This is a genomic window from Streptomyces sp. NBC_00224, assembly GCF_041435195.1.
GTDB lineage: Bacteria > Actinomycetota > Actinomycetes > Streptomycetales > Streptomycetaceae > Streptomyces.
In genome coordinates this window covers 7,431,526-7,451,578 of sequence record NZ_CP108106.1, presented here as the reverse complement: position 1 = coordinate 7,451,578, position 20,053 = coordinate 7,431,526, and the positions used below count along the sequence as shown (strand labels likewise).

The following is a 20,053-nucleotide window of genomic DNA, read 5'->3' as shown; positions in this document are numbered from 1 at the left end:
TGCGGGCCCGCGTTGATCGTCGGCCACTCACAGTAGTGGTCAACCCCTCACCCTCGGTGCGCAGTTGGAAAAGTTCCCCCTACCGCGTCCCGCTCTGGTATGACGCCTCGTACGGCAGCGCGAAATGCCAGGACATCTCCTAGGAGACGACCGGTGCCGTCTCCTGTTCTCCCGCCTTGGCGGGCCTGCGGGTGTGCACCGGCCAGCCGCCCGCGGGGGTCGGCGCGACCGGGCGCCACCAGGGCGCGGACGGCACGTTTTCCGAGGTGGGTTCGAAGGGTTCACCCGGGATGGGGAGCGCGATCCCGGTGCCCGACGCCGCCGCGGCGGCCATCGTCCCCTCGCCCGGCTCGGCCCACGGGTGCGGGGCGAGGTTGAAGGTGCCCCAGTGGATCGGGAGCATCACGCCGTGCGGCCGGCCGCCCTGGAGGTCGAGGTGGGCTCGCATGCCTTCGGCCGGAGTCATATGGATGTCCGGCCAGAATTCGCTGTACGCGCCGATCTGGATCATCGTGGCGTCGAACGGGCCGTGCTCGGCGCCGATGTCCTTGAAGCCGTCGAAGTAGCCGGTGTCACCGCTGTGGTAGATCCGGTGCTCGGGACCGGCGACGGCCCAGGACGCCCACAGCGTGTGCTGCTGGTTGCGCAGGCCGCGGCCGCAGAAGTGGCGCGCGGGGGTGGCGGTGAGGGTGAGCCCGTTGACCTTCGTCGACTCGTCCCAGTCGAGCTCGTGGATGCGGTCGGCCGGGACGCCCCAGTACTCCAGGTGGGCGCCCACGCCGAGCGGGACCGCGAACACCGTCCCCGTACCCGCCAGGGCGCGGATGGTGGGCAGGTCCAGATGGTCGTAGTGGTCGTGCGAGATGACCACGACGTCCACGGGGCCCAGCGAGGCCAGCGGGACGGGCACCGGGTGCAGGCGCTTGGGCCCGGCGAAGGCGAAGGGGGAACAGCGCTCGCCCCACACCGGGTCGAAGAGCACCCGGCGGCCGTCGATCTCGGCGAGGACGCTGGAGTGCCCCATCCAGGTGAGCCGCAGGCCGGTGGCGGGCGGCTTGGCGAGGTCGGCGAGCGTCGTCGCGTGCACCGGGATGTTGCCCACCGGGGCGCGCAGGGCCCGCTGCTCCTTCTCGAAGTAGATCTTGGCGAACTCCACCATCGAGCCGGACGGCCGCGTCCGCGCGCCCTCCGGGTTCTGGAAGACCCCGTCCGCGAAGTTGGGCGAGCGGCGGATCCGCTCCAGGCGCTCCCCCGCCGGGTCGGCCCCGAACGCGGCGGGGCGCAGCTCGCGCAGCCGGGAGCGGAGTGGGAGCAGAGAACCAGCGCCGGTCACGGCACCTCCTGGGGCTCGGGGGTCGTTCCATTATGTGCGGCGGGTACGACAACGCGGGAACCGCGCCGTTACGCGGCAGCGACCCGCCGGGGACGGCTCAGGCGCGCGGCTGCCCGTAGGCGCGCTCCACCCGCAGCCGGAGCACCACGCGCCGGTCGCGGACCATGGCCCGCCGGTAGTCCTCCCAGTCCGGGTGCTCGCCCTGGACGTCCCGGTACAGCTGAACGAGCTCCTCGACGGTCGCGTCGTGCGGGTCGGCGGCCACCGGGGAGAGGTCCGCGACGCCCTCGGCCACGGTCCAGGCCCAGCGGTCGTCGCTGGTGACGTGGTAGCTGGCGCGCGGGTCGCGGCGGAGGTTCTTCGTCTTGGCGCGGTCGTCGGTGAGGGAGACCTTGATCACGCCCTCCTCCGCGTAGTACGCGTGGTTCACGTTGGAGAGCTGGGGGCGCCCGTCACGCTTGAGGGTGGCGAGGACACCGCCCTTCTCCGCCGCGACCAGCTTGAGCAGTGCTTCCTCGTGTGCGTCGAATGCCGTCATGGCCATTGGAACAGCGCACACCCACCGCCGATTCCCGCGCACGCGCGCGCGTGGTGAAGGTGATGTGGGGGATGGCCGATGACCGTGTGATGGACCTGGCAGTGACTATTCGGGCCGATTGTCGGACCGTGCGCTTAGGCTGGACGCATGTCCACTACCGCCCACCTCCCTGGTTCCGTACTGCCGGACGCCGAAGCCGCCAATGAGGCGATTCGCGAGCTCGTCGACAGCGCGGACCCGGACGGCGGCTGGCCCTCGGAGGAGTACGAGCGGCTGCTCACGCTGTGGGCGGCGGCCACGACCGCCGATCTCGGCGAGGCCGCGTAGCCCCGTCACCGCCCCTGGGCGCTCCGGCCCGGGCGATAGGCTCGACCTTCCCGCATGCCCGCGCCGGGCCTGTGGCACACCCCGCCGCGGCCCCCGGGCCGATCGAGACCGCAGGAGAGCGCCCGCTTTGTCCGAGACATCCGAGAACCGCGTACGTGAGCAGGCCGCCGCGGCGCCCGGACCGGCGGACAACCGCTCCGAGCTGCGCGCCGACTGCGCGAACTGCTTCGGCCTGTGCTGTGTCGCGCTGGCGTTCTCGCGGTCCACGGACTTCGCCGTCGACAAGGCCGTCGGGGACCCCTGCTCCAACCTTCAGCAGGATTTCCGCTGCGGCATCCACGACAAGCTGCGTCCCAAGGGTTTCCAGGGGTGCACGGTGTACGACTGCTTCGGTGCGGGCCAGAAGATCTCGCAGGTCACCTTTGTCGGCCGGAACTGGCGGGAGTCCCCGGACGGGTCGCGGCAGATGTTCGCGGCGCTTCCGGTGATGCGGCAGTTCCACGAGCTGCTCTGGTACCTCTCCGAGGCGCTGGCCCGCCCCGCCGCCCGGCCGGTCCACCGCCAGGTGCGGGCCGAGCTGGAGAAGATCGAGCGCCTGACGCTCAGCGACGTGGACACGCTGCTCGGCCTGGACGTGGCCGCGCACCGCGCCGAGGTGAACGTCCTGCTGCTGCGCACCAGCGAGCTGGTGCGTGCCGAGGTCCGGGGCAAGAAGAAGGACCGCAGAGGCGCCGACCTGTTCGGGGCCCGGCTCAAGGGCGCCGATCTGCGCGGGGCCGATCTGCGCGGCGCGTACCTCATCGCCGCCGACCTGAGCGGCGCGGACCTGCGGCTCGCCGATGTCATCGGCGCGGACTTCCGGGACACGAACCTCGCGGGCGCCGACCTCACCGACTGCCTCTTCCTCACCCAGACGCAGGTCAACGCGGCGCACGGCGACGCCGCCACCCACCTCCCGACCGGCCTGGAGCGCCCGTCGCACTGGAACAAGAACGCCACCGCCCCGGCCACGCCGTCCGGGCACAAGAACGCCGCCCCGGCCGCCTCCGGCCGTAAGGGCGGCCCGTCCCGTAAGCCGGGCTCCTCCCGGCGCAGGGACTCCGGCCCGGCCGGGCCCCGCCGCAAGTAGCCGATCGCCCGCCCGCCGGGCCCTTACGGGCTCGGGGCCACCCCACTATGCATGCCGTGTATACACCTCGCGTATAGTCCCCGTCATGTTCTGGTCCAGGCCGAAGGGGAGCCGCGTCATGCGCAGCAGCAATTCCGAAGTGCGTCGTGCCCGGGGGCGGGCGGCCGCCGCGCTGGTCGCGGTGGCCTCGCTGGGCCTGACGCTCACCGGCTGCTCCGACGGCGCCGTCTCGCCCCGCTCCGCCCGCAACGACGCACTCGACAGCAAGGCCGCGGCGGGCGCCGACGCGGGCAGCGCCGCCGGGGTGGACTGCCGCAAGGCCAAGTGCATAGCCCTGACCTTCGACGCCGGGCCGGGCAAGAAGACGCCCCAACTGCTCGACACGCTCAAGGAGAAGAAGGTGCACGCCACCTTCTTCCTGCTCGGCAAGAACCACGTCGAGAAGTACCCCGACACCGTGCGCCGCATCGCCGCCGAGGGGCACGAGGTCGCCAACCACACCTGGTCCCACGAGCGCCTGGACAACCTGAAGCCCGCCGAGATACGCGCCGAGCTCAACCGCACCCAGGAGGCGGTGGCCAAGCTGACCGGCCGCAAGCCGGTCCTGATGCGACCGCCGCAGGGCCGTACCAACAAGGAAGTCACCAAGGTCAGCAAGGAGCTGGGGCTCTCGCAGATCCTGTGGAGCGCGACCGCCAAGGACTACTCCACCAACGACTCGGCCCTGATCACCGAGCGCATCCTCGACCAGGCCGACCGCGACGGCATCATCCTGCTGCACGACATCTACGACGGGACCGTGCCCGCCGTGCCCGGGATCATCGACGCCCTCAAGGCGCGCGGCTTCACCTTCGTGACCGTGCCCCAGCTGCTCGCCCCCGCCGCCCCGAAGCCCGGCCAGCTCTACCGCCCCTGACGCTCCCCGGGGCCGCGCGCGGACGCGGCCGGGATTTCGCCCTCAGCATGCAACGGTTCTCAGGACCCGTTCCGGCAGGCAGAGTTGCGGCCATGAAGCTACTGATACTGGGTGGTACGGAATTCGTCGGCCGCGCCGTGGCCGAAGCCGCGCTGGCGCGGGGGCACGAGGTGACGGTCTTCCACCGGGGCCGCCACGAGCCGCCCGAGGGCGTGCGCACCCTGCTCGGCGACCGGACGGCCGAGGGCGGTCTGGCGGCGCTCACCGACGGGCAGTGGGACGTGGTCGTGGACACCTGGTCGGGGGCGCCCTCGGTGGTACGGGACGCGGCACGGCTGCTCGCGCAGGGGCGCGCCGCCCGGTACGTCTATGTGTCGAGCCGGTCGGTGTACGCGTACCCGACCCCGGCCGGGGCCGACGAGAGTGCGCCACTGGTCGACGGATCGCCCGACGCCGAGGGCGAGGTGGACTATCCGCAGGCCAAGCGCGGCGGCGAGCTGGCCGCCGTCCAGGAGTTCGGCCCGGAGCGCTCGCTCCTGGTGCGCGCGGGACTGATCCTCGGCCCGTGGGAGAACATCGGGCGGCTGCCGTGGTGGCTGGGGCGCATGGCGCGCGGCGGCGAGGTGCTCGCGCCGGGGCCGCACGATCTGCCGGTCCAGTTCATCGACGCCCGGGACCTGGCGGAGTGGATCGTGAGCGCGGCCGACTTCGGGCTCTGCGGCCCGTACAACCTGGTCTCCCCGCCCGACCACACCACCATGGGCGAGCTGCTTGAGGCGTGCGCGCGGGTCACCGGCGGCGGCGCGGAGCTGCGCTGGACGGACCCGGAGCCGATCCTGGCCGCCGGGGTCGAGCCGTGGAGCCATCTGCCGGTGTGGATCCCGCCGGGCGAGGATCACGGCACGATGCACGGCTCGAACGTGTGGAAGGCCGTGCTGTCGGGGCTGCGCTGCCGCCCCGTCGAGGAGACGGTCGCCGACACCTGGGCCTGGATCGAGTCGATCGGCGGCGAGGCTCCGCAGCGGCCGGACCGCCCCCGGGTCGGACTCGACCCGGAGACGGAGCGGAGGCTGCTGGCGCCGCGGTGATTCGGCTGCGGTTCGTCTGTGGCTGGTCGCGCGGTTCTCCGCGCCCCTGACAGGGGCGCGGTGCCGCACCGCACTGAGGAAAGCTGCTCCGTACCGAGGAAAGCTGCTCCGATACGGCCCTGATGATGCGTCAGAGAGGCAGCAGATCCGGGCGCTTGGGCTCCACGTGGTCGCCCGAGCTCTCGCCGCGCAGCCGTCGTCCGATCCACGGCACCAGGTGCTCGCGCGCCCAGTGGATGTCGTCGCGCCGCACGTCCAGGGTGTTGCGCGGCGGCAGCGGGGGCCACGGCTGGTCCGGGTCGGCCGGGATCTCCAGTCCGAGCACCTGGGCGGCGCGCAGCGCGACCCGGGTGTGCCCCTCCGGCGACAGGTGCAGCCGGTCGCCGTCCCACGCCCGCCTGTCCTGAACGGACTTGAGGGACCACAGGTCGAGCACCGGGCACCCGTAGCGGTCCGCGATGGAGCGCACATGCGCGGTGTACGTGGCGACCTTGCCACGCAGATGCTTGAAGACCGGCACCCCGCGCGTGTCGAACCCGGTGGTCACCATGACCGTGGGGATCGCGCTCTTCAGGTCGGCCACGGCGCGCTCGAAGCGCTCGGCCACGTCGTCCGGGTCGCTGCCCGGCCGGATGATGTCGTTGCCCCCCGCGCAGAAGCTCACCAGGTCGGGTGCGAGCTCCTTGGCCCGCGGCACCTGCTCCTCGACGATCTGGTCGAGGAGCCTGCCGCGGACCGCGAGATTGGCATAGCGAAAGGCCCCCTCCGGTCGCTCGTCTGCCAGTAGCACGGCGAACCTGTCCGCCCAACCGACGAACGCCCCGTCCGGGCCGGGGTCGCCGACACCTTCCGTGAAGCTGTCGCCGATCGCCGTGTACGACCCGAACGTACCGCTGCTGAATGATCTCGAATCGTCTGCCACGAGACCATATCTTTCCCTTATGGGTGTGACCTACGCGACCGTAAGGAGGGGTTGACGGTGGGTGATATAGGCCACCCGGTCAGTTTCCCGCAGCGGGAATACGCGCCAATTGCCGGGCGGGGCAAGGGCGTCAGAGGCTCGCGCCCTGCTGGCGGAGGTAGGCGATCGGGTCGACGTCCGAGCCGTAGTCGGGCGTGGTGCGGATCTCGAAGTGCAGGTGCGGGCCAGTGACGTTGCCGGTGGCGCCGGAGAGCCCGAGCTGCTGGCCCTCGGTCACGGTCTGCCCGGCCGAGACGGAGAACTGCGAGAGGTGGGCGTACTGGGAGTACATGCCGTCGGCGTGCTGGATGACGACCTGGTTGCCGTACGCGCCGCCCCAGCCGGCCGAGACGACCGTGCCCGCGCCGACGGCCTTCACCGTGGTGCCGGTCTCGGCCGCGAAGTCGACGCCCGTGTGGTAGCCGCTGGACCACATGGATCCGGCCATGCGGTACGGGGTGCCGATGCTCACGCTGTCGAGCGGCGCGCGGAAGCCGGAGGCGGAGCCCTGGTTCGCGGTGGCGGACGAGGAGGTGTCGGCGGCGGCCTTGGGGGCGGAGGCGGCCGGGGAGGACTTCGACGTGCGGGGGGCCGACTTCTTCGTACCGGAGTCGTGCGAACCGCTCGCCTTGGCGGAGCCGTGCGGCGCGCCGCCGCCCGGGGCCTTCGCCCCGAGGGTGAGCTTCATGCCCGGGCGGATCAGCGCCGGGTCGGAGCCGACGACCTCGCGGTTGTCCTTGTAGAGCCGCTGCCAGCCGCCGAGCCGGTGGTCCTCGGCGATCCGCGACAGGCAGTCGCCGCTCTTGACCTTGTACGTGGTGGGCGCGGTCTGCGGAGCGGCGGCGAAGGCCCCGGCGGCGCGGACGGCCTGCTGAGGCGCGGTGGCGGGGGCGGCGGTCTGCGCCGCGGCGTGCGCGCCGGTGGCGCCCAGCAGCGGGATGGCGAGCGCGGCGCCGCCCGTACCGGCGGCGACCATGCCCCGGGATATCGGGCTGGACTTGGGACGGCGGTGCTTACCCTTCGCGGGCATGGCGGATTCCTCTCCGGCGCCTGCGAGGTGAGCTGTCGGGTTCGGGCTGGAGCTGCCCGGCCGGGGCACCGCGTGCGGTGTTCCGGCTTCACCCCGAGCCGTGCCGGAATTCCGGACGGCGCTTACCTGGGTCCCCCGCTCCTGCCACGCGTGGATGGGTGCGGATTCCGAGCGGTGGCAGGATTCGGCGGTCCACCCGGATTGCGGTGACCGTAAGCGAGCCCGGCGGGCCACGACAAGTGCCCATTCGCCTTCGGCATTCCCGGCCGGGAATTCCTCCGGGAATTGCGGTCACCCTGCGTCGACCGGAATTCCCAACAGGCCCCGCCGGACGGGGGAATTCATTCGGGGCCGCCACCACGGAACGTCACGGATATGACGCTGCTCACGGGCAACCTCCCCTTCCTGCCGGGGAGATGGACAGGGTGCATCAAATCGCCCAATCAGGGTGAAAGTCCTAACCCATTCACCCCTTCCCGCCACCGATCGCCCCACTCTGTCCAGTTTTAGCCATTACATCCCGATGAAGATCTTTACCGCGCCAAGAACGCGAATTCCTTATGCCGGACGCGCGCTCAGCCGCCGGAATCGGAACACCGTCGCATCAAGATCGCCCCGCAGTCCGGTGTCCAGGCCCCGATGCAGCAATACCGCTCCCCTGTGTACGGCCCCGGTGTCCAGGCACCGATAGGCCGCCGCCGGGTCCAGGCCGCGCAGCCGCACGGCCGGGGGGCACTCGCCGTAGCGCTGGGCCTGGAGGTACGCGAGGACCACGGTGTCGTCGCCGCGCACGTACTGGACGGCGCTGAGCCCGCCCCTCGGTGGCCGCAGCCGGTACTGGGCCCCGAGCTGCACCACCGGCCGGATCGCCTTGTAGAGCTCCACCCACCCGCGCGCCTCGGCCAGTTCGGCCTCGCTCCACCGGCTGAGGTCGCCGCCGACGCCGAGCACCCCGGCCATCGCGCTCACGAAGCGGAAGCGCAGGCTGCTGCGGCGGCCGTTGAGCAGGGTGTTGGGGCTGTCGGTGACCCAGGCGGCCATCACCCGGGCCGGGTGCAGCTGGCTGAAGCCGTCCTGGATGGCGAGCCGGTCCAGCGGGTCGGTGTTGTCGGAGGTCCACACCTGGTCCGTACGGGAGAGGATGCCGAGGTCGATCCGGCCGCCGCCGCCCGAACAGGACTCGAAGTCGACCGAGGGGTGTGCGGCCCGCAGCCGGTCCAACAGGCCGTACAGCGCCCGGACATGCTCGGTCCAGAGCCTCTGCGGATACTCCTCCCCGGGCCAGCCCGCATCGGTGAAGCAGCGGTTGAAGTCCCACTTCACATAGTCGACGGGCGCACTCGAAAGAAGCCCGTCCAGCTGCTCCCAGAGGTACTCCTGGACGTCCGGGCGGGCCAGGTTGAGCACGAGCTGATTGCGGAACTCGGTGCGCCGGCGTCCGCTCTGGTGCTGCACCCACTCCGGGTGCGCCCGGTACAGCGCACTGTCGGCGTTGACCATCTCCGGCTCGACCCAGATCCCGAACCGCATGCCCAGCACGTGCACTTCGTCCGCGAGCGGCTTGAGGCCGCCGGGGAAGCGCTCGGGGTTGGGCGTCCAGTCGCCGAGCCCGGCCGCGTCGTGGGTGCGCTCCCCGAACCAGCCGTCGTCGATCACGAACAGCTCGACGCCCATCGCGGCCGCCCGGTGCGCCAGCGCCCGCTGCTGAGGCTCGGAGATGTCGAACCCGGTGGCCTCCCAGGAGTTGAAGAGCACCGGCCGCACCCGCTCGGCATCCGGGATCACCCGGGCCAGCTGCCAGGCGTGCCACTCCCGGCTGGCCCCGCCGAAGCCGTCCGGGCTCCACAACCCGGCGAAGACCGGTGTGGTGTACGAGTCGCCGGGCGCGAGCGACAGCAGCCCGGAGTCGTCGTACCCGGCGCCGCCGCTGATCTGCACCCGGCCGTCCGGCAGGTGCTGGACGGCGATGCGCCAGGACCCGGACCAGCCGAGCGCGCACCCGTACACCTCGCCGCTCTCCTCGGTGGCGGCGCCCTCGGCGTCCAGGGCGACCCAGGGCAGGTGCTGGTGGCCGGTGTGGCCGCGGCGGCTGCCGAGCACCTTGTCGCCCGGGGTGAGGTCGGCCCGTACGAGCCGGGACTCGGCGGCCCAGCGGCCGTGCAGCTGGCTGAGCCGCCAGCCGTCGCGCAGCGGCAGCGTCCACACGGCGGCGTCGGCCCGCAGCAGCTCCAGGTCCGGGTCCCCGGCCGTGCCCTCGTGGGCGACGGTCGCCCAGCGCTCGACGACGTCGGTGTCGTCGCGCGTCCGGTAGTGCAGGGTGAGCCCCAGGTGGTGCACGGCGTCGGTGAAGCGCAGCCGCAGTTCGTCGCCGTCGACCGCGGCGCCCGCGAAGGTCCACTCGGTGCCGCGCACCTGAGAGGTCCGTACGGAGAGCGCGGGGCGCGCGAAACGGGGCCCGCCCTCCACCACGTACTCCTCCTGGCCATCCAGTGGTGACTCGAAGGGCCAGTGGGGCGGCAGGGGCTGGGCGGCCAGTGCCTCGGCGTCGGCGAGGGCCAGGCGCGGGCCCCAGTGCAGGTGCAGGAGTTCCCCGTGGTCCGTGAGGTGCAGCGCATAGCCGCTGGTGCGACCGGTCAGCAGCCACACCCGTCCGTCGTCCGCAGTCTCGATCATCCCGACTCCCCAGTTCCGCACAGGTACGCACAGGCACGAACACCAGGAACAGGATCGGGGTGCCGTACCCGCGAGGGCAACGGGTGCGAGGGGGTCGCCTTCCGGTCGGGCCGTCGAGATGATTGCCCCGGGAACCCATGTCGTATCGTCGGATCGAGGCGGCGTGATCTTTTTTCGAACCACATCAGGAGCCAACGTGACGCAGCAGACTCCGCAGGTCCCTTCGACCGAACCCGAGCTCTCCGGGGTGCGCAACTTCCGTGATGTGGGCGGACTGCCGACCGTGGACGGCCGCCGGCTGCGGCACGGACGGCTCTTCCGCAGCGGCCACCTGGCACACGCGACCGAGCAGGACGCGGCCTTCCTCGCCACCCTCGGGCTGCACACCATCTTCGACTTCCGCAACGCGGCGGACCAGCGTCTTGAGGGCCCGGACGTGGACCTGCCGGGGGTGCGCAATGTGAACATACCGCTGACGGACCCCGCCGACGGGGCCGAGTTCTGGAAGATGGTCCGCGACGGCGACATCAACCAGCTGCGGTCGGTCCTCTCCGAGGGCCGGGGCGCCGACCGGATGTCCCGGTCGTACCGGACGATCATCCGCGAGCGCACCGCCGAGCACAGCCGGGTGCTGCACGCGCTCGCCGAGGACAGCGTCCCGGCGCTGATGCACTGTGCGGCGGGCAAGGACCGCGCCGGGCTCTCGATCGCGGTGTCGCTGCTCGCGGTGGGCGTCGAGCGGGAGGCCATCGAGGCGGACTACCTCAAGTCCAACGACCCGCACCGCCGCTACAAGATGCACCGCAGCGACACCTCCGCGGCCGGGATGAGCGCGGAGATCGTGGAGCTGCTCAACCCCCTCTTCGACGCCCGCGCCGGCTATCTGCACGCGGCCTTCGACACCATCGAGGAGACCTGGGGCAGCACCGACCGCTATCTGACCGAGGGCCTGGGCCTCACGGCCAAGACCCGCGAGCGGCTGCGGGAGCGGCTGGTCGAGGACGCGGCGTAAGCCGCCCGGCGGGTCATCTGCCGATCATTTGCCGACCGTGAACAGGAGGTAGAGGAAGGCCGCGAAGATGTGGCCCGCGATCAGGTAGGCGAAGAGCCGGACCACGAGCCCCCGGGGGAACTTCGTCTCCTGGGTGCTCGCGTCGGACCGTCCCTGGTTCTGCGACATGGCGTACCTCTCAGCCGTGCGGGTGGTGCGGATGCGGATCGGGGCTCTGGAGCAGGGTGTGGACGAACAGGAACGCGGCCCCGCCGTGCGAGACGGCGGAGATCCGGTGCGGGGTGAGCGAGTCGAAGTGCGCGCTGTCGCCGGGGTCGAGTTCGTGCGTGGCGTCGCCGAGGGTGAGCCGCAGCCGCCCGGACAGGACGTGGAGCCACTCCTCGCCGGGGTGGACGCGGACGAGCTCGCGCTGGGTGCCGTACGGGACCTCCACCCGCAGGGCCTGCATGGCCCGGCCCGGGTGGCCCGCCCGGTGGTAGGTCCAGCCGTCGGCCTCGGCGGGCTCGGCGCGGCCGCCCCGGATGACGGGTTCGCGCTCGGCCGGCATCTCGCCGAGCAGCTCGGAAACCGTCGTACCGTAGGTACGGGCGAGCGCGAGCAGCATCGGCAGCGAGGGCTGGCGAGCGCCCGTCTCAAGCCGGGACAGGTGCGCCGGTGAGAGACCGGCCCGCGGGGCGGCGGCCTCCAGGGTGAGGCCGCGGCGGCGCCGCAGGTCGCGCAGGCGCGGGGCGACATCGGGGAGCGCGGCACCGGACGGCTCCCCGGCGCCTTCGGCGGGAGTGCTCATGCACCCCATTCAGTCAGCGGGTTGCCTCTGGGGCAAATCTTTTGCCCCAGAGGCAAAAACGCCTACCGGTTGGCGACCGCCTGCTTGACCAGGGTTCGGCCGAAGTCCCACATCAGGCTTCCCCCGCCGTGCGCGTCGTCCATGACGGCGGTGAACGCCTCCACGAACCGGTCCACCTCGCGCTCGCCGATCGTCAGCGGCGGGATCAGCTTGATCACCTCCAGATGGTCCCCGGAGACCTGGGTGAGGATCCGGTGCTTCTGGAGCAGCGGCACCACGACCATCTGCGCGAACAGGCCCTTGCGGGCGGTCTGGAGCATGGTCCAGCGTCCGCGCAGCCGCATCGAGGAGGGCCTGCCGAACTCGATGCCGATCATCAGCCCGCGCCCGCGCACGTCGTGCAGCAGCTCGTAGCGGTCGACCAGCGCGGCGAGCCGGGACCTCAGGAGCTCGCCGGTGACGCGCGCGTTGGCGACGACGTCCTCGTCCTCCATCACCGCGAGCACCGCGAGCCCCGCCGCCATCGCCTGGGCGTTGGAGCCGAAGCTGGCGGAGTGGACCAGGACCCGGTCCATCGACGAGTAGACCTTCTTGAAGATCCACTCCTTGCCGAGGGTCGCGCCGACCGGCACATAGCCGCCGGAGAGCGCCTTGGCGACACAGACCAGGTCCGGCTCGACCCCCTTGTCATGCTGGTACGCGTAGAAGTCGCCGGTCCTGCCGAGCCCGGTCTGCACCTCGTCCGCGATCAGCAGCGCCTTGTGCCTGTGGAGCAGTTCCTGCGCGGCGAGCAGATAGCCGGGGGGCGCCTCGTGGACGCCCTTGCCCTGGATCGGCTCGACGATCAGCGCGGCCACGTCGCCGCGCTTCAACTCCCGCTCCAGGGCGGCGAGATCGCCGAGCGGGACCGCCGTGTCGGGGAGCAGCGGGGCGAAGCCGTCGCGGAAGCCCGACTCGCCGTTGACCGAGAGCGAGCCGGTGGTCAGCCCGTGGAAGGCGTGGGAGCAGTACAGGACCCTGGGCCGGCCGGTGGCGTACCGGGCGAACTTCAGGGCGGTCTCCACCGCTTCCGTACCGCTGTTGCCGAAGAACACCCGGTCCAGGTGCGGGCTGTGGGCGAGCAGCTTCTCGGCGAGCAGGCCGGGCAGCGGCTGGCAGTCGAAGCGGGTGAGGTCCGCGAGCGAGGCGTCCAGCACGTCGTGGAGCGCCTTGCGCACGACGGGGTGGTGGCGGCCCAGGCCCATCACCCCGAACCCGGCGAGCATGTCCAGGTAGTCCTGGCCCTCCGCGTCCCAGAAGTACGCGCCCTCGGCCCGCTCGTAGACCTTGTCGAAGCCGATGGTGTGCAGCATGCGCGGCAGCTGGTGGTTGAGGTACTTGGTGTGCAGCTCGTAGCGCTCGGCCCCGCGCTCGGCGAGGAGCCGGGCCAGGTCGAAGCCCTTGGGCCCGCCGTCGGTCATCCGTCGTTCTCCTTCTCGGCCGCCGCGGCGGCGTCCTGGCGCGCCGCAAGGGCGCCGCTGATCCGTCCCGCGATCTCCACCGGGGTGAGCCCGATGTCGGCGAGAACCTCGGCGCGCTTGGCGTGCGCGAGGAACTGCTCGGGGATGCCGAAGCCGCGCAGCGGGGTGTCCACCCCGGCGTCCCGCAGCGCCTGCCCGACGGCCCAGCCGACGCCGCCGGTACGGATGTTGTCCTCCACGACCGCGACCAGCGCGTGCCGCTCGGCCAGCGGCGCCAGCTGCTCGTCGACGGGCTTGACCCACCGGGGGTCCACCACCGTGCACCGGATGCCGCGCCCGGCGAGCAGGTCGGCGGCCTGGAGGCAGACAGGCGCGAGGACGCCGACCGCCACGAGCAGCACCTCGGCGTCCTCGTCGCGGCGCAGCACGTCCATGGAGCCGACGCGGTCCAGCGCGGGGAGGTCCGGGCCGACCGCCTCCTTGGGGAAGCGGAGCACCGTCGGGGCGTCGTCGACCTCGACCGCCTCGCGCAGCTGGTCCCGCAGCTGAGCCGCGTCGCGCGGGGCGGCGATCCGCAGCCCGGGCACGACCTGGAGGACGGAGAGGTCCCACATGCCGTTGTGCGAGGCGCCGTCGACCCCGGTGACCCCGGCCCGGTCCAGGACGAACGTCACCCCGCACTTGTGCAGGGCGACGTCCATCAGGACCTGGTCGAAGGCGCGGTTGAGGAAGGTGGCGTAGACGGCGACGACGGGGTGCAGGCCGCCGGTGGCGAGCCCGGCCGCCGAGACGGCCGCGTGCTGCTCGGCGATTCCCACGTCCCAGACCCGGTCCGGGAAGCGCGCGGCGAACTCGGTGAGCCCGGTGGGGTGGAGCATCGCGGCGGTGATCGCCACGAGGTCGGGCCGCTCCTCGCCGAGCGCGGCCAGCTCCTTGCCGAACACCGAGGTCCAGGAGGGGCCGTTGGACGGCGTCAGCGGCTCGCAGGTCAGCGGGTCCATCGCGGCCACGGCATGGAAGCGGTCGGCCTCGTCGTCCAGGGCCGGCTGGTAGCCGCGCCCCTTCTCGGTGAGGCAGTGCACGAGGACGGGGCCGTGGAACCGCTTGGCGCGCCGCAGCGCCGACTCGACGGCCTCGATGTCGTGCCCGTCGATGGGCCCCAGGTACTTCAGCCCCAGGTCCTCGAACATGCCCTGCGGCGCGAACGCGTCCTTGAACCCCTTCTTGGCGCCGTGCAGCGACTCGTAGAGCGGCCGCCCCACCACCGGTGTCTGCTGGAGCACCTGCTTGCCCCAGGCCAGGAACCGCTCGTACCCGTCGGTGGTGCGCAGGGTGGCGAGATGGTTGGCGAGGCCGCCGATGGTCGGGCCGTAGGAGCGCTCGTTGTCGTTGACGACGATGATCAGCGGCCGGTCCCGGGCGGCCGCGATGTTGTTGAGGGCCTCCCAGGCCATGCCGCCGGTGAGCGCGCCGTCGCCGATGACCGCGACGACATGGGCGTCCTTCTTCAGGATGCTGTTGGCCTTGGCGAGCCCGTCGGCCCAGCCGAGCACGGTCGAGGCGTGCGAGTTCTCGATGACGTCGTGCTCGGACTCGGCGCGCGAGGGGTAGCCGGAGAGCCCGCCCTTGGAGCGCAGCTTCGAGAAGTCCTGGCGCCCGGTGAGCAGTTTGTGTACGTAACTCTGGTGCCCGGTGTCCCACAGGATGCGGTCGACCGGCGATTCGAAGGTCCGGTGGAGGGCGATGGAGAGCTCCACCACCCCCAGATTGGGCCCCAGATGGCCCCCGGTCCGCGCCACCGCGTGGATCAGGAAATCCCTGATCTCCTGGGACAGCGCGGCGAGTTGGGCGCCGTCAAGCGCCTTCAGGTCGTGCGGCCCCCGAACATTCTCCAAGATCGTCACGCTGGAGCCCCCTTCGGATCCCGTTCAGCTCTCGGTGGTGCCGGTCAGCCCCGCGCGGTGACGCTCGGGACGCCGGAGGCGACGCCCTCCCCCTCCATCTCCTGGGCGATCTTCATCGCCTCTTCGATCAGCGTCTCGACGATCTTCGACTCGGGAACCGTCTTGATCACCTCACCCTTCACGAAGATCTGCCCCTTGCCATTACCCGAGGCCACACCCAGATCCGCCTCACGCGCCTCACCCGGCCCGTTCACCACACACCCCATCACCGCGACCCGCAAAGGCACCTCCATACCCTCCAGACCCGCCGTGACCTCCTCCGCCAACTTGTACACATCCACCTGCGCCCGACCACACGACGGACACGACACAATCTCCAGACGACGCTGACGCAGATTCAACGACTCCAGAATCTGCATCCCCACCTTGATCTCCTCCGCCGGCGGCGCCGACAGCGAAACCCGGATCGTGTCCCCGATCCCCTGACTCAACAGCGCACCGAACGCCACCGCAGACTTGATCGTCCCCTGGAACGCCGGACCCGCCTCCGTCACACCCAGATGCAGCGGGTAGTCGCACTGCGCCGCCAGCTGACGGTAGGCCTCGACCATCACCACCGGATCGTTGTGCTTCACCGAGATCTTGATCTCCCGGAAATCATGCTCCTCGAAGAGCGACGCCTCCCACAGCGCCGACTCCACCAACGCCTCCGGCGTCGCCTTGCCGTACTTCTTCAGCAGACGCGCATCCAGCGACCCCGCGTTCACCCCGATACGAATCGGCGTCCCCGCGTCCTTCGCCGCCCGCGCGATCTCCTTCACCTTGTCATCGAACTGCTTGATGTTGCCCGGATTCACCCGCACCGCCGCACACCCCGCGTCAATCGCCGCGAACACATACTTCGGCTGGAAATGAATATCCGCGATCACCGGGATCTGCGACTTCTTCGCGATCACCGCCAACGCATCCGCATCATCCTGCGTGGGGCAGGCCACCCGCACGATCTGACAGCCCGACGCCGTCAGCTCCGCGATCTGCTGCAACGTCGCCCCGATGTCCGACGTCCGCGTCGTCGTCATCGACTGCACCGACACAGGAGCATCCCCGCCGACCGCCACCGACCCGACCTGGATGCGCCGCGAGGGGCGGCGCATCGCCAGCGGTCGGGTCGGCAGCGCGGGGAGACCCAGGGAGACGGGCTCTCCGGTCCTCATCACGTCACCCGCGGTTTCCCTGCACGGTCTCGCGGACCGCGCGCAGCGACTCCTTGAGCGACCCCATGGTCGCGAGGACGGCGGTGGGCTCGTAGCCGCAGTGCGCCATGCAGTTGGCGCACCGGTCGTCCTTGCCCCGGCCGTACTTGTCCCAGTCGGTCTCCTCCACGAGCTGCCGGTACGTCGGTACGTACCCGTCGCTCATCAGATAGCAGGGCCGCTGCCAGCCGAAGAGCGAGTAGTTGGGGATCGCCCAGGCCGTGCAGGGGAAGTCCGCCTTGCCCTCCAGGAAGTCCAGGAAGAGCGGGGAGTGGTTGAGCCGCCAGCGGCGCCGGTTGCCCCCGGAGAACGCCTTCTTGAAGAGCTCGCGGGTCTGCTCGACTCCCAGGAAGTGCTCCTGGTCGGGCGCCTTCTCGTAGGCGTACGCGGGCGAGATCATCATCTCGTCGACCTGGAGGTCGTCGTTGAGGAAGTTGAGCACCTCGATGATCGTCTGCGGGGTGTCGGTGTTGAAGAAGGTGGAGTTGGTGGTGACCCGGAAGCCGTGGCGCTTGGCCTCCTTGATCGCCGCCACCGCCTCGTCGAACACGCCCTCCTTCGCCACCGACTCGTCGTGCCGCTCGCGCAGCCCGTCGATGTGCACGGCGAACGCGAAGTACGGGGACGGGGTGAACTTCTCCAGCTTCTTGCGCAGCAGCAGGGCGTTGGTGCAGAGGAAGACGTACTTCTTCTTCGCCACCAACTGGCGCACGATCTCATCGATCTGAGGGTGCATCAGGGGCTCGCCGCCCGCGATGGAGACCATCGGGGCGCCCGACTCCAGGACGGCGCCGACGGCTTGCGCCACCGGCATGCGCTGCTTCAGGATCCCGGCCGGATGCTGGATCTTCCCACAGCCCTCGCACTTCAGATTGCAGGCGAAGAGCGGCTCCAGCTCGACGATCAGCGGGAACTTCTCACGCTTGCGGAGCTTCTGTTCAAAAAGATAGGTCCCGACCCTGATGGACTGGCGAAGCGGCATGGCCATCTGGCTCACCTCCTGGGGAGCGGCAAAGAACGGTGCCATTCAAAGAAAGCGGGAAGGACGGCACGAAGAACGCGGAAAGCCGATATTCCACCGCGTACCGTGCCAATCCGGACGAGTTCATGTTCTGGAGCGTCCACGACCACCCGTACGGCCGCAACCGGACGCTCTCCGGCCCCGACGGCGCTCCACAGCGTCGCCGCGGACTCCATGTCCACGGCGATCGCCCCGGTCGCGCGCAGCTCGGCCCGTTCGTGACCACGCACCACGTGGTCGGAGCCGGTGAGCGGACCGGTGTGCACGGTGCGGCCGGGCAGCGCCACGCTCAGCGCCTTGGCCAGCACCTCCGTACCCACGCAGGCAGTGGTGCCGCGCGGGTCGCGGGTCTCCGAGGCGACGACCAGGTCCCCGGGGTGCATCCCGGGGGCCAGGCCGGCGCAGAAACCGGAGGCGATCACGGCCGCCTCGCGGTTCGCCGATGTGCCCAGGCCCCGCAGCACGGCCCGCTCGGCGGCCCTGGGTCCCATGCCGCTGCGCAGCACGGTCACCACCTGGCCGGGGGTGCGGCCCCGGCCGCCGCTGCGCAGCGCCAGCTCCTCGATGGTGAGGGCGCAGGCGACCAGCAGCGGTACGGGCTCCGGCAGGGCGGGGCTCACGTCCATCACTTCCCCTTGTGGCCGTTGGGGGAGAACGGTTCTCCATGGACATAGCGGCCGAGCGCGGTGAGCGGGAACACCTGGCGGTAGAGGTGGTAGTTGATCGAGAAGTCCCAGGGGAACCCGGTGCCGGTGAAGAACGGCTCGTCCCAGGAGCCGTCCGCCAGCTGGGTCGCGGCGAGCCAGGCGACGCCACGCTCGACCGCCTTGCCCTCCCGCTCCCCCGCCGCCAGCAGCGCGAGCAGCGCCCAGGCGGTCTGGGAGGCGGTCGAGGCGCCGTGCCCGATCCACTGCTCCTCGCGGTAGGAGCGCAGGTCCTCGCCCCAGCCGCCGTCCTCGTTCTGCACCGACTCCAGCCAGGTGACGGCCCGGCGGATCGCGGGGTGCGAGGCGGGCATGCCGGCCGCAGTCAGCGCCGGCACCACCGAGCCGGTGCCGTAGACGTAGTTGACGCCCCAGCGCCCGAACCAGGCGCCGCTCGCCTCCTGTTCGGCGAGGAGCCACTCGATGCCCCGCCGGACGCGCGGCTCATGGGCCCGGCCCTCGACCGCCAGCATCTCCACCACGTGCGCGGTCACGTCGGCCGACGGCGGGTCGATGACCTCGCCGAAGTCGCAGAACGGCAGCCGGTTGGGGAACGGGCTGGTGTTGTCGGCGTCGAAGGCGGCCCACGCCCCGTTCCTCGACTGCATGCCGAGCGTCCAGTGCGCGGCCCGGCGGATCGCCCCTTCGACCCGCTCGGGGTCGGGGTGGCGCACCCGGCGCAGCGCGAGGATCACCTCGGCGGTGTCGTCGATGTCCGGGTAGTTGTCGTTGTGGAACTCGAACGCCCAGCCTCCCGGCGGGAGTTGGGGCTTCTTCACCGCCCAGTCGCCAGGCCGGACGATCTCCTCGCCGAGCATCCAGTCGACGGCCTTGACCAGGGCCGGGTGGTCGGCGGGCAGCCCGGCGTCGGCGAGCGCGATGGTGGCGAGGCAGGTGTCCCACACCGGGGACTGGCAGGCCTCGATCATCCGGGCGCCGTCCTCGCGCCACACCGCGAACCGGTCGAGGGATTCGAGCCCGGCCCGCATCACCGGGTGCTGGAGGTCGTAGCCGAGCAGGTGCAGGGCGATCACCGAGTAGACGGCGGGCGGCTGGATCCCGCCCCAGCAGCCGTCGTTCTCCTGGCGCTCGACGATCCAGCGGGCGGCGGTGTTCATCGCGGCGCGGCGCAGTCTGCGCGGGGCGAGGCGGTGGTAGACGTGCAGCGCCCTGTCGAGCCGCTGGAAGGCGCCGTCCCAGCTCGCGGCGGGAGCGAGCGGCTTGGCGGGGTTGGGGTCGCGCGCGTCGGTGTGCAGCTCGTCGAGCGCGAAGGGCGCGGGCCGCACCGGCCGCTTGGCGGAGACCACGGTGAGCGGCACGATCGTCTGCCGGGCCCAGCAGCCGAAGTCGTAGATGTTGAGCGGGAACCACTTGGGCAGGAAGAGCAGCTCCGGCGGCAGCTCCGGCAGGTCGTCCCACTTCCACCAGCCGAACAGGGCCAGCCAGATCCGGGTGAAGACCCGGCAGGCGGCGATGCCGCCCTGGCTCCTGACCCACGCCGAGGCCCGCGCCATGTGCGGGTCGTCCGGCCGGTCCCCGGCGAGCCGCAGCGCCACGTACGCCTCGACGGTGGCGGAGAGCTCGGACGGGCCGCCGTAGAACGTGGCCCAGGTGCCGTCGTCGCGCTGCTCGCCCCGGATGAAGAGCGCGGCCGCCTGGACGGTCTTCTCGTCCTGGATCCCGAGGAACTGACGGAGCAGCAGGTCCTCGGCGTCCATGGTGACGTTGGTCTCCAGGTCGCCCTTCCACCAGCCGAGGGCGTCCTGCCTGCCCAGCAGATGCTCGACCGCGCGGTCCGCGGCCCGCCGGGCGGTGTCGAGCACCTCGTCGGCGCCGGGTGGTGGTGCGGTCGCTTCGCTGGCCGCGGCGGCCGGGGGCCGCGTGGCCCCGGCGCTTCCGTCGGTCGTCGCTGTCATG

18 protein-coding genes and 1 riboswitch are annotated in these 20,053 nt (G+C 71.4%); of the genes, 5 read left to right on the top strand and 13 right to left on the bottom strand.

Annotation, left to right across the window (positions count from 1 at the left end; translation table 11 throughout):
- Nucleotides 1-139: 139 nt before the first annotated feature.
- Both OG965_RS33195 and OG965_RS33190 read right to left on the bottom strand, forming a co-directional pair.
- Nucleotides 140-1,333 carry an MBL fold metallo-hydrolase gene (locus OG965_RS33195; RefSeq protein WP_371655748.1) on the bottom strand — a complete coding sequence of 398 codons (1,194 nt, stop codon included), beginning with the start codon at nt 1,331-1,333 and terminating at the stop codon, nt 140-142.
- Nucleotides 1,334-1,430: 97 nt separating this feature from the next.
- Nucleotides 1,431-1,871 (bottom strand): PPOX class F420-dependent oxidoreductase, encoded by a 441-nt coding sequence (locus OG965_RS33190; RefSeq protein ID WP_371657127.1) that lies wholly within the window; start codon nt 1,869-1,871, stop codon nt 1,431-1,433.
- Between the two features lie 147 nt (nt 1,872-2,018).
- Here OG965_RS33190 and OG965_RS33185 point away from each other — a divergent pair, with 147 nt between their 5' ends.
- The 4 genes from OG965_RS33185 (at nt 2,019) to OG965_RS33170 (ending at nt 5,331) form a co-directional block, all read left to right on the top strand.
- A complete protein-coding gene (locus OG965_RS33185; protein WP_371655747.1) occupies nt 2,019-2,198 on the top strand; it encodes a hypothetical protein in 180 nt (59 codons plus the stop codon).
- Nucleotides 2,199-2,325: 127 nt separating this feature from the next.
- Complete coding sequence (locus tag OG965_RS33180) at nt 2,326-3,327, top strand: pentapeptide repeat-containing protein (RefSeq protein WP_371655746.1); 1,002 nt, start codon at nt 2,326-2,328, stop codon at nt 3,325-3,327.
- A gap of 118 nt (nt 3,328-3,445) precedes the next feature.
- Complete coding sequence (locus OG965_RS33175; protein ID WP_371655745.1) at nt 3,446-4,243, top strand: polysaccharide deacetylase family protein; 798 nt, start codon at nt 3,446-3,448, stop codon at nt 4,241-4,243.
- A 92-nt stretch (nt 4,244-4,335) separates the two neighbouring features.
- A complete protein-coding gene (locus OG965_RS33170) occupies nt 4,336-5,331 on the top strand; it encodes an NAD-dependent epimerase/dehydratase family protein (RefSeq protein ID WP_371655744.1) in 996 nt (331 codons plus the stop codon).
- Between the two features lie 130 nt (nt 5,332-5,461).
- On the opposite strand, the gene OG965_RS33165 is transcribed toward OG965_RS33170, so the two are convergent.
- From OG965_RS33165 to OG965_RS33155, 3 genes are all read right to left on the bottom strand, one after another.
- A complete protein-coding gene (locus tag OG965_RS33165) occupies nt 5,462-6,253 on the bottom strand; it encodes an SGNH/GDSL hydrolase family protein (RefSeq protein WP_371655743.1) in 792 nt (263 codons plus the stop codon).
- 130 nt (nt 6,254-6,383) lie between these two features.
- Nucleotides 6,384-7,322 (bottom strand): peptidoglycan DD-metalloendopeptidase family protein, encoded by a 939-nt coding sequence (locus OG965_RS33160; protein ID WP_371655742.1) that lies wholly within the window; start codon nt 7,320-7,322, stop codon nt 6,384-6,386.
- A 4-nt stretch (nt 7,323-7,326) separates the two neighbouring features.
- A riboswitch (cyclic di-AMP (ydaO/yuaA leader) is annotated at nt 7,327-7,493 on the bottom strand.
- A 387-nt stretch (nt 7,494-7,880) separates the two neighbouring features.
- The gene (locus tag OG965_RS33155; RefSeq protein ID WP_371655741.1) at nt 7,881-9,995 is read right to left on the bottom strand and encodes an alpha-galactosidase; all 2,115 of its coding nucleotides are present in this window, start codon (nt 9,993-9,995) and stop codon (nt 7,881-7,883) included.
- Nucleotides 9,996-10,191: 196 nt separating this feature from the next.
- On the opposite strand from OG965_RS33155, the gene OG965_RS33150 reads away from it, so the two are divergent.
- The gene (locus tag OG965_RS33150; RefSeq protein ID WP_371655740.1) at nt 10,192-11,007 is read left to right on the top strand and encodes a tyrosine-protein phosphatase; all 816 of its coding nucleotides are present in this window, start codon (nt 10,192-10,194) and stop codon (nt 11,005-11,007) included.
- Between the two features lie 24 nt (nt 11,008-11,031).
- On the opposite strand, the gene OG965_RS33145 is transcribed toward OG965_RS33150, so the two are convergent.
- From OG965_RS33145 to shc, 8 genes are all read right to left on the bottom strand, one after another.
- Nucleotides 11,032-11,175 (bottom strand): DUF6126 family protein, encoded by a 144-nt coding sequence (locus OG965_RS33145; protein WP_371655739.1) that lies wholly within the window; start codon nt 11,173-11,175, stop codon nt 11,032-11,034.
- Nucleotides 11,176-11,185: 10 nt separating this feature from the next.
- A complete protein-coding gene (locus OG965_RS33140; RefSeq protein ID WP_371655738.1) occupies nt 11,186-11,794 on the bottom strand; it encodes a helix-turn-helix domain-containing protein in 609 nt (202 codons plus the stop codon).
- 62 nt (nt 11,795-11,856) lie between these two features.
- The gene (locus OG965_RS33135) at nt 11,857-13,254 is read right to left on the bottom strand and encodes an aspartate aminotransferase family protein (RefSeq protein ID WP_371655737.1); all 1,398 of its coding nucleotides are present in this window, start codon (nt 13,252-13,254) and stop codon (nt 11,857-11,859) included.
- Nucleotides 13,251-15,158, bottom strand: a complete 1,908-nt coding sequence (dxs, locus tag OG965_RS33130; RefSeq protein WP_371655736.1) for a 1-deoxy-D-xylulose-5-phosphate synthase — start codon at nt 15,156-15,158, stop codon at nt 13,251-13,253. The genes OG965_RS33135 and dxs overlap by 4 nt, the downstream gene beginning before the upstream one ends.
- Nucleotides 15,159-15,202: 44 nt before the next feature.
- A complete protein-coding gene (gene ispG / locus OG965_RS33125) occupies nt 15,203-16,372 on the bottom strand; it encodes a flavodoxin-dependent (E)-4-hydroxy-3-methylbut-2-enyl-diphosphate synthase (protein ID WP_371655735.1) in 1,170 nt (389 codons plus the stop codon).
- A 4-nt stretch (nt 16,373-16,376) separates the two neighbouring features.
- On the bottom strand, nt 16,377-17,399 hold the full coding sequence (hpnH, locus tag OG965_RS33120) for an adenosyl-hopene transferase HpnH (protein ID WP_371655734.1): 1,023 nt from the start codon (nt 17,397-17,399) through the stop codon (nt 16,377-16,379).
- Nucleotides 17,400-17,404: 5 nt separating this feature from the next.
- Nucleotides 17,405-18,058, bottom strand: coding sequence for a 1-hydroxy-2-methyl-2-butenyl 4-diphosphate reductase (locus OG965_RS33115; protein WP_371655733.1), 654 nt, complete (start codon nt 18,056-18,058; stop codon nt 17,405-17,407).
- Nucleotides 18,058-20,052: a squalene--hopene cyclase gene (shc, locus tag OG965_RS33110; RefSeq protein ID WP_371655732.1), complete on the bottom strand. Its 1,995-nt coding sequence runs from the start codon at nt 20,050-20,052 to the stop codon at nt 18,058-18,060. The genes OG965_RS33115 and shc overlap by 1 nt, the downstream gene beginning before the upstream one ends.
- Nucleotide 20,053: the final 1 nt, after the last annotated feature.

Bases quoted from the DNA above. Each gene is read 5' to 3' on its own strand.
- OG965_RS33135 (WP_371655737.1), bottom strand. From the start codon at position 13,254: ATGACCGACGGCGGGCCCAAGGGCTTCGACCTGGCCCGGCTCCTCGCC.
- shc (WP_371655732.1), bottom strand. From the start codon at position 20,052: ATGACAGCGACGACCGACGGAAGCGCCGGGGCCACGCGGCCCCCGGCC.
- ispG (WP_371655735.1), bottom strand. From the start codon at position 16,372: ATGAGGACCGGAGAGCCCGTCTCCCTGGGTCTCCCCGCGCTGCCGACC.
- OG965_RS33115 (WP_371655733.1), bottom strand. From the start codon at position 18,058: ATGGACGTGAGCCCCGCCCTGCCGGAGCCCGTACCGCTGCTGGTCGCC.
- OG965_RS33185 (WP_371655747.1), top strand. From the start codon at position 2,019: ATGTCCACTACCGCCCACCTCCCTGGTTCCGTACTGCCGGACGCCGAA.
- OG965_RS33160 (WP_371655742.1), bottom strand. From the start codon at position 7,322: ATGCCCGCGAAGGGTAAGCACCGCCGTCCCAAGTCCAGCCCGATATCC.
- OG965_RS33170 (WP_371655744.1), top strand. From the start codon at position 4,336: ATGAAGCTACTGATACTGGGTGGTACGGAATTCGTCGGCCGCGCCGTG.
- OG965_RS33140 (WP_371655738.1), bottom strand. From the start codon at position 11,794: ATGAGCACTCCCGCCGAAGGCGCCGGGGAGCCGTCCGGTGCCGCGCTC.
- OG965_RS33145 (WP_371655739.1), bottom strand. From the start codon at position 11,175: ATGTCGCAGAACCAGGGACGGTCCGACGCGAGCACCCAGGAGACGAAG.
- OG965_RS33155 (WP_371655741.1), bottom strand. From the start codon at position 9,995: ATGATCGAGACTGCGGACGACGGACGGGTGTGGCTGCTGACCGGTCGC.
- hpnH (WP_371655734.1), bottom strand. From the start codon at position 17,399: ATGGCCATGCCGCTTCGCCAGTCCATCAGGGTCGGGACCTATCTTTTT.
- OG965_RS33190 (WP_371657127.1), bottom strand. From the start codon at position 1,871: ATGACGGCATTCGACGCACACGAGGAAGCACTGCTCAAGCTGGTCGCG.
- OG965_RS33175 (WP_371655745.1), top strand. From the start codon at position 3,446: ATGCGCAGCAGCAATTCCGAAGTGCGTCGTGCCCGGGGGCGGGCGGCC.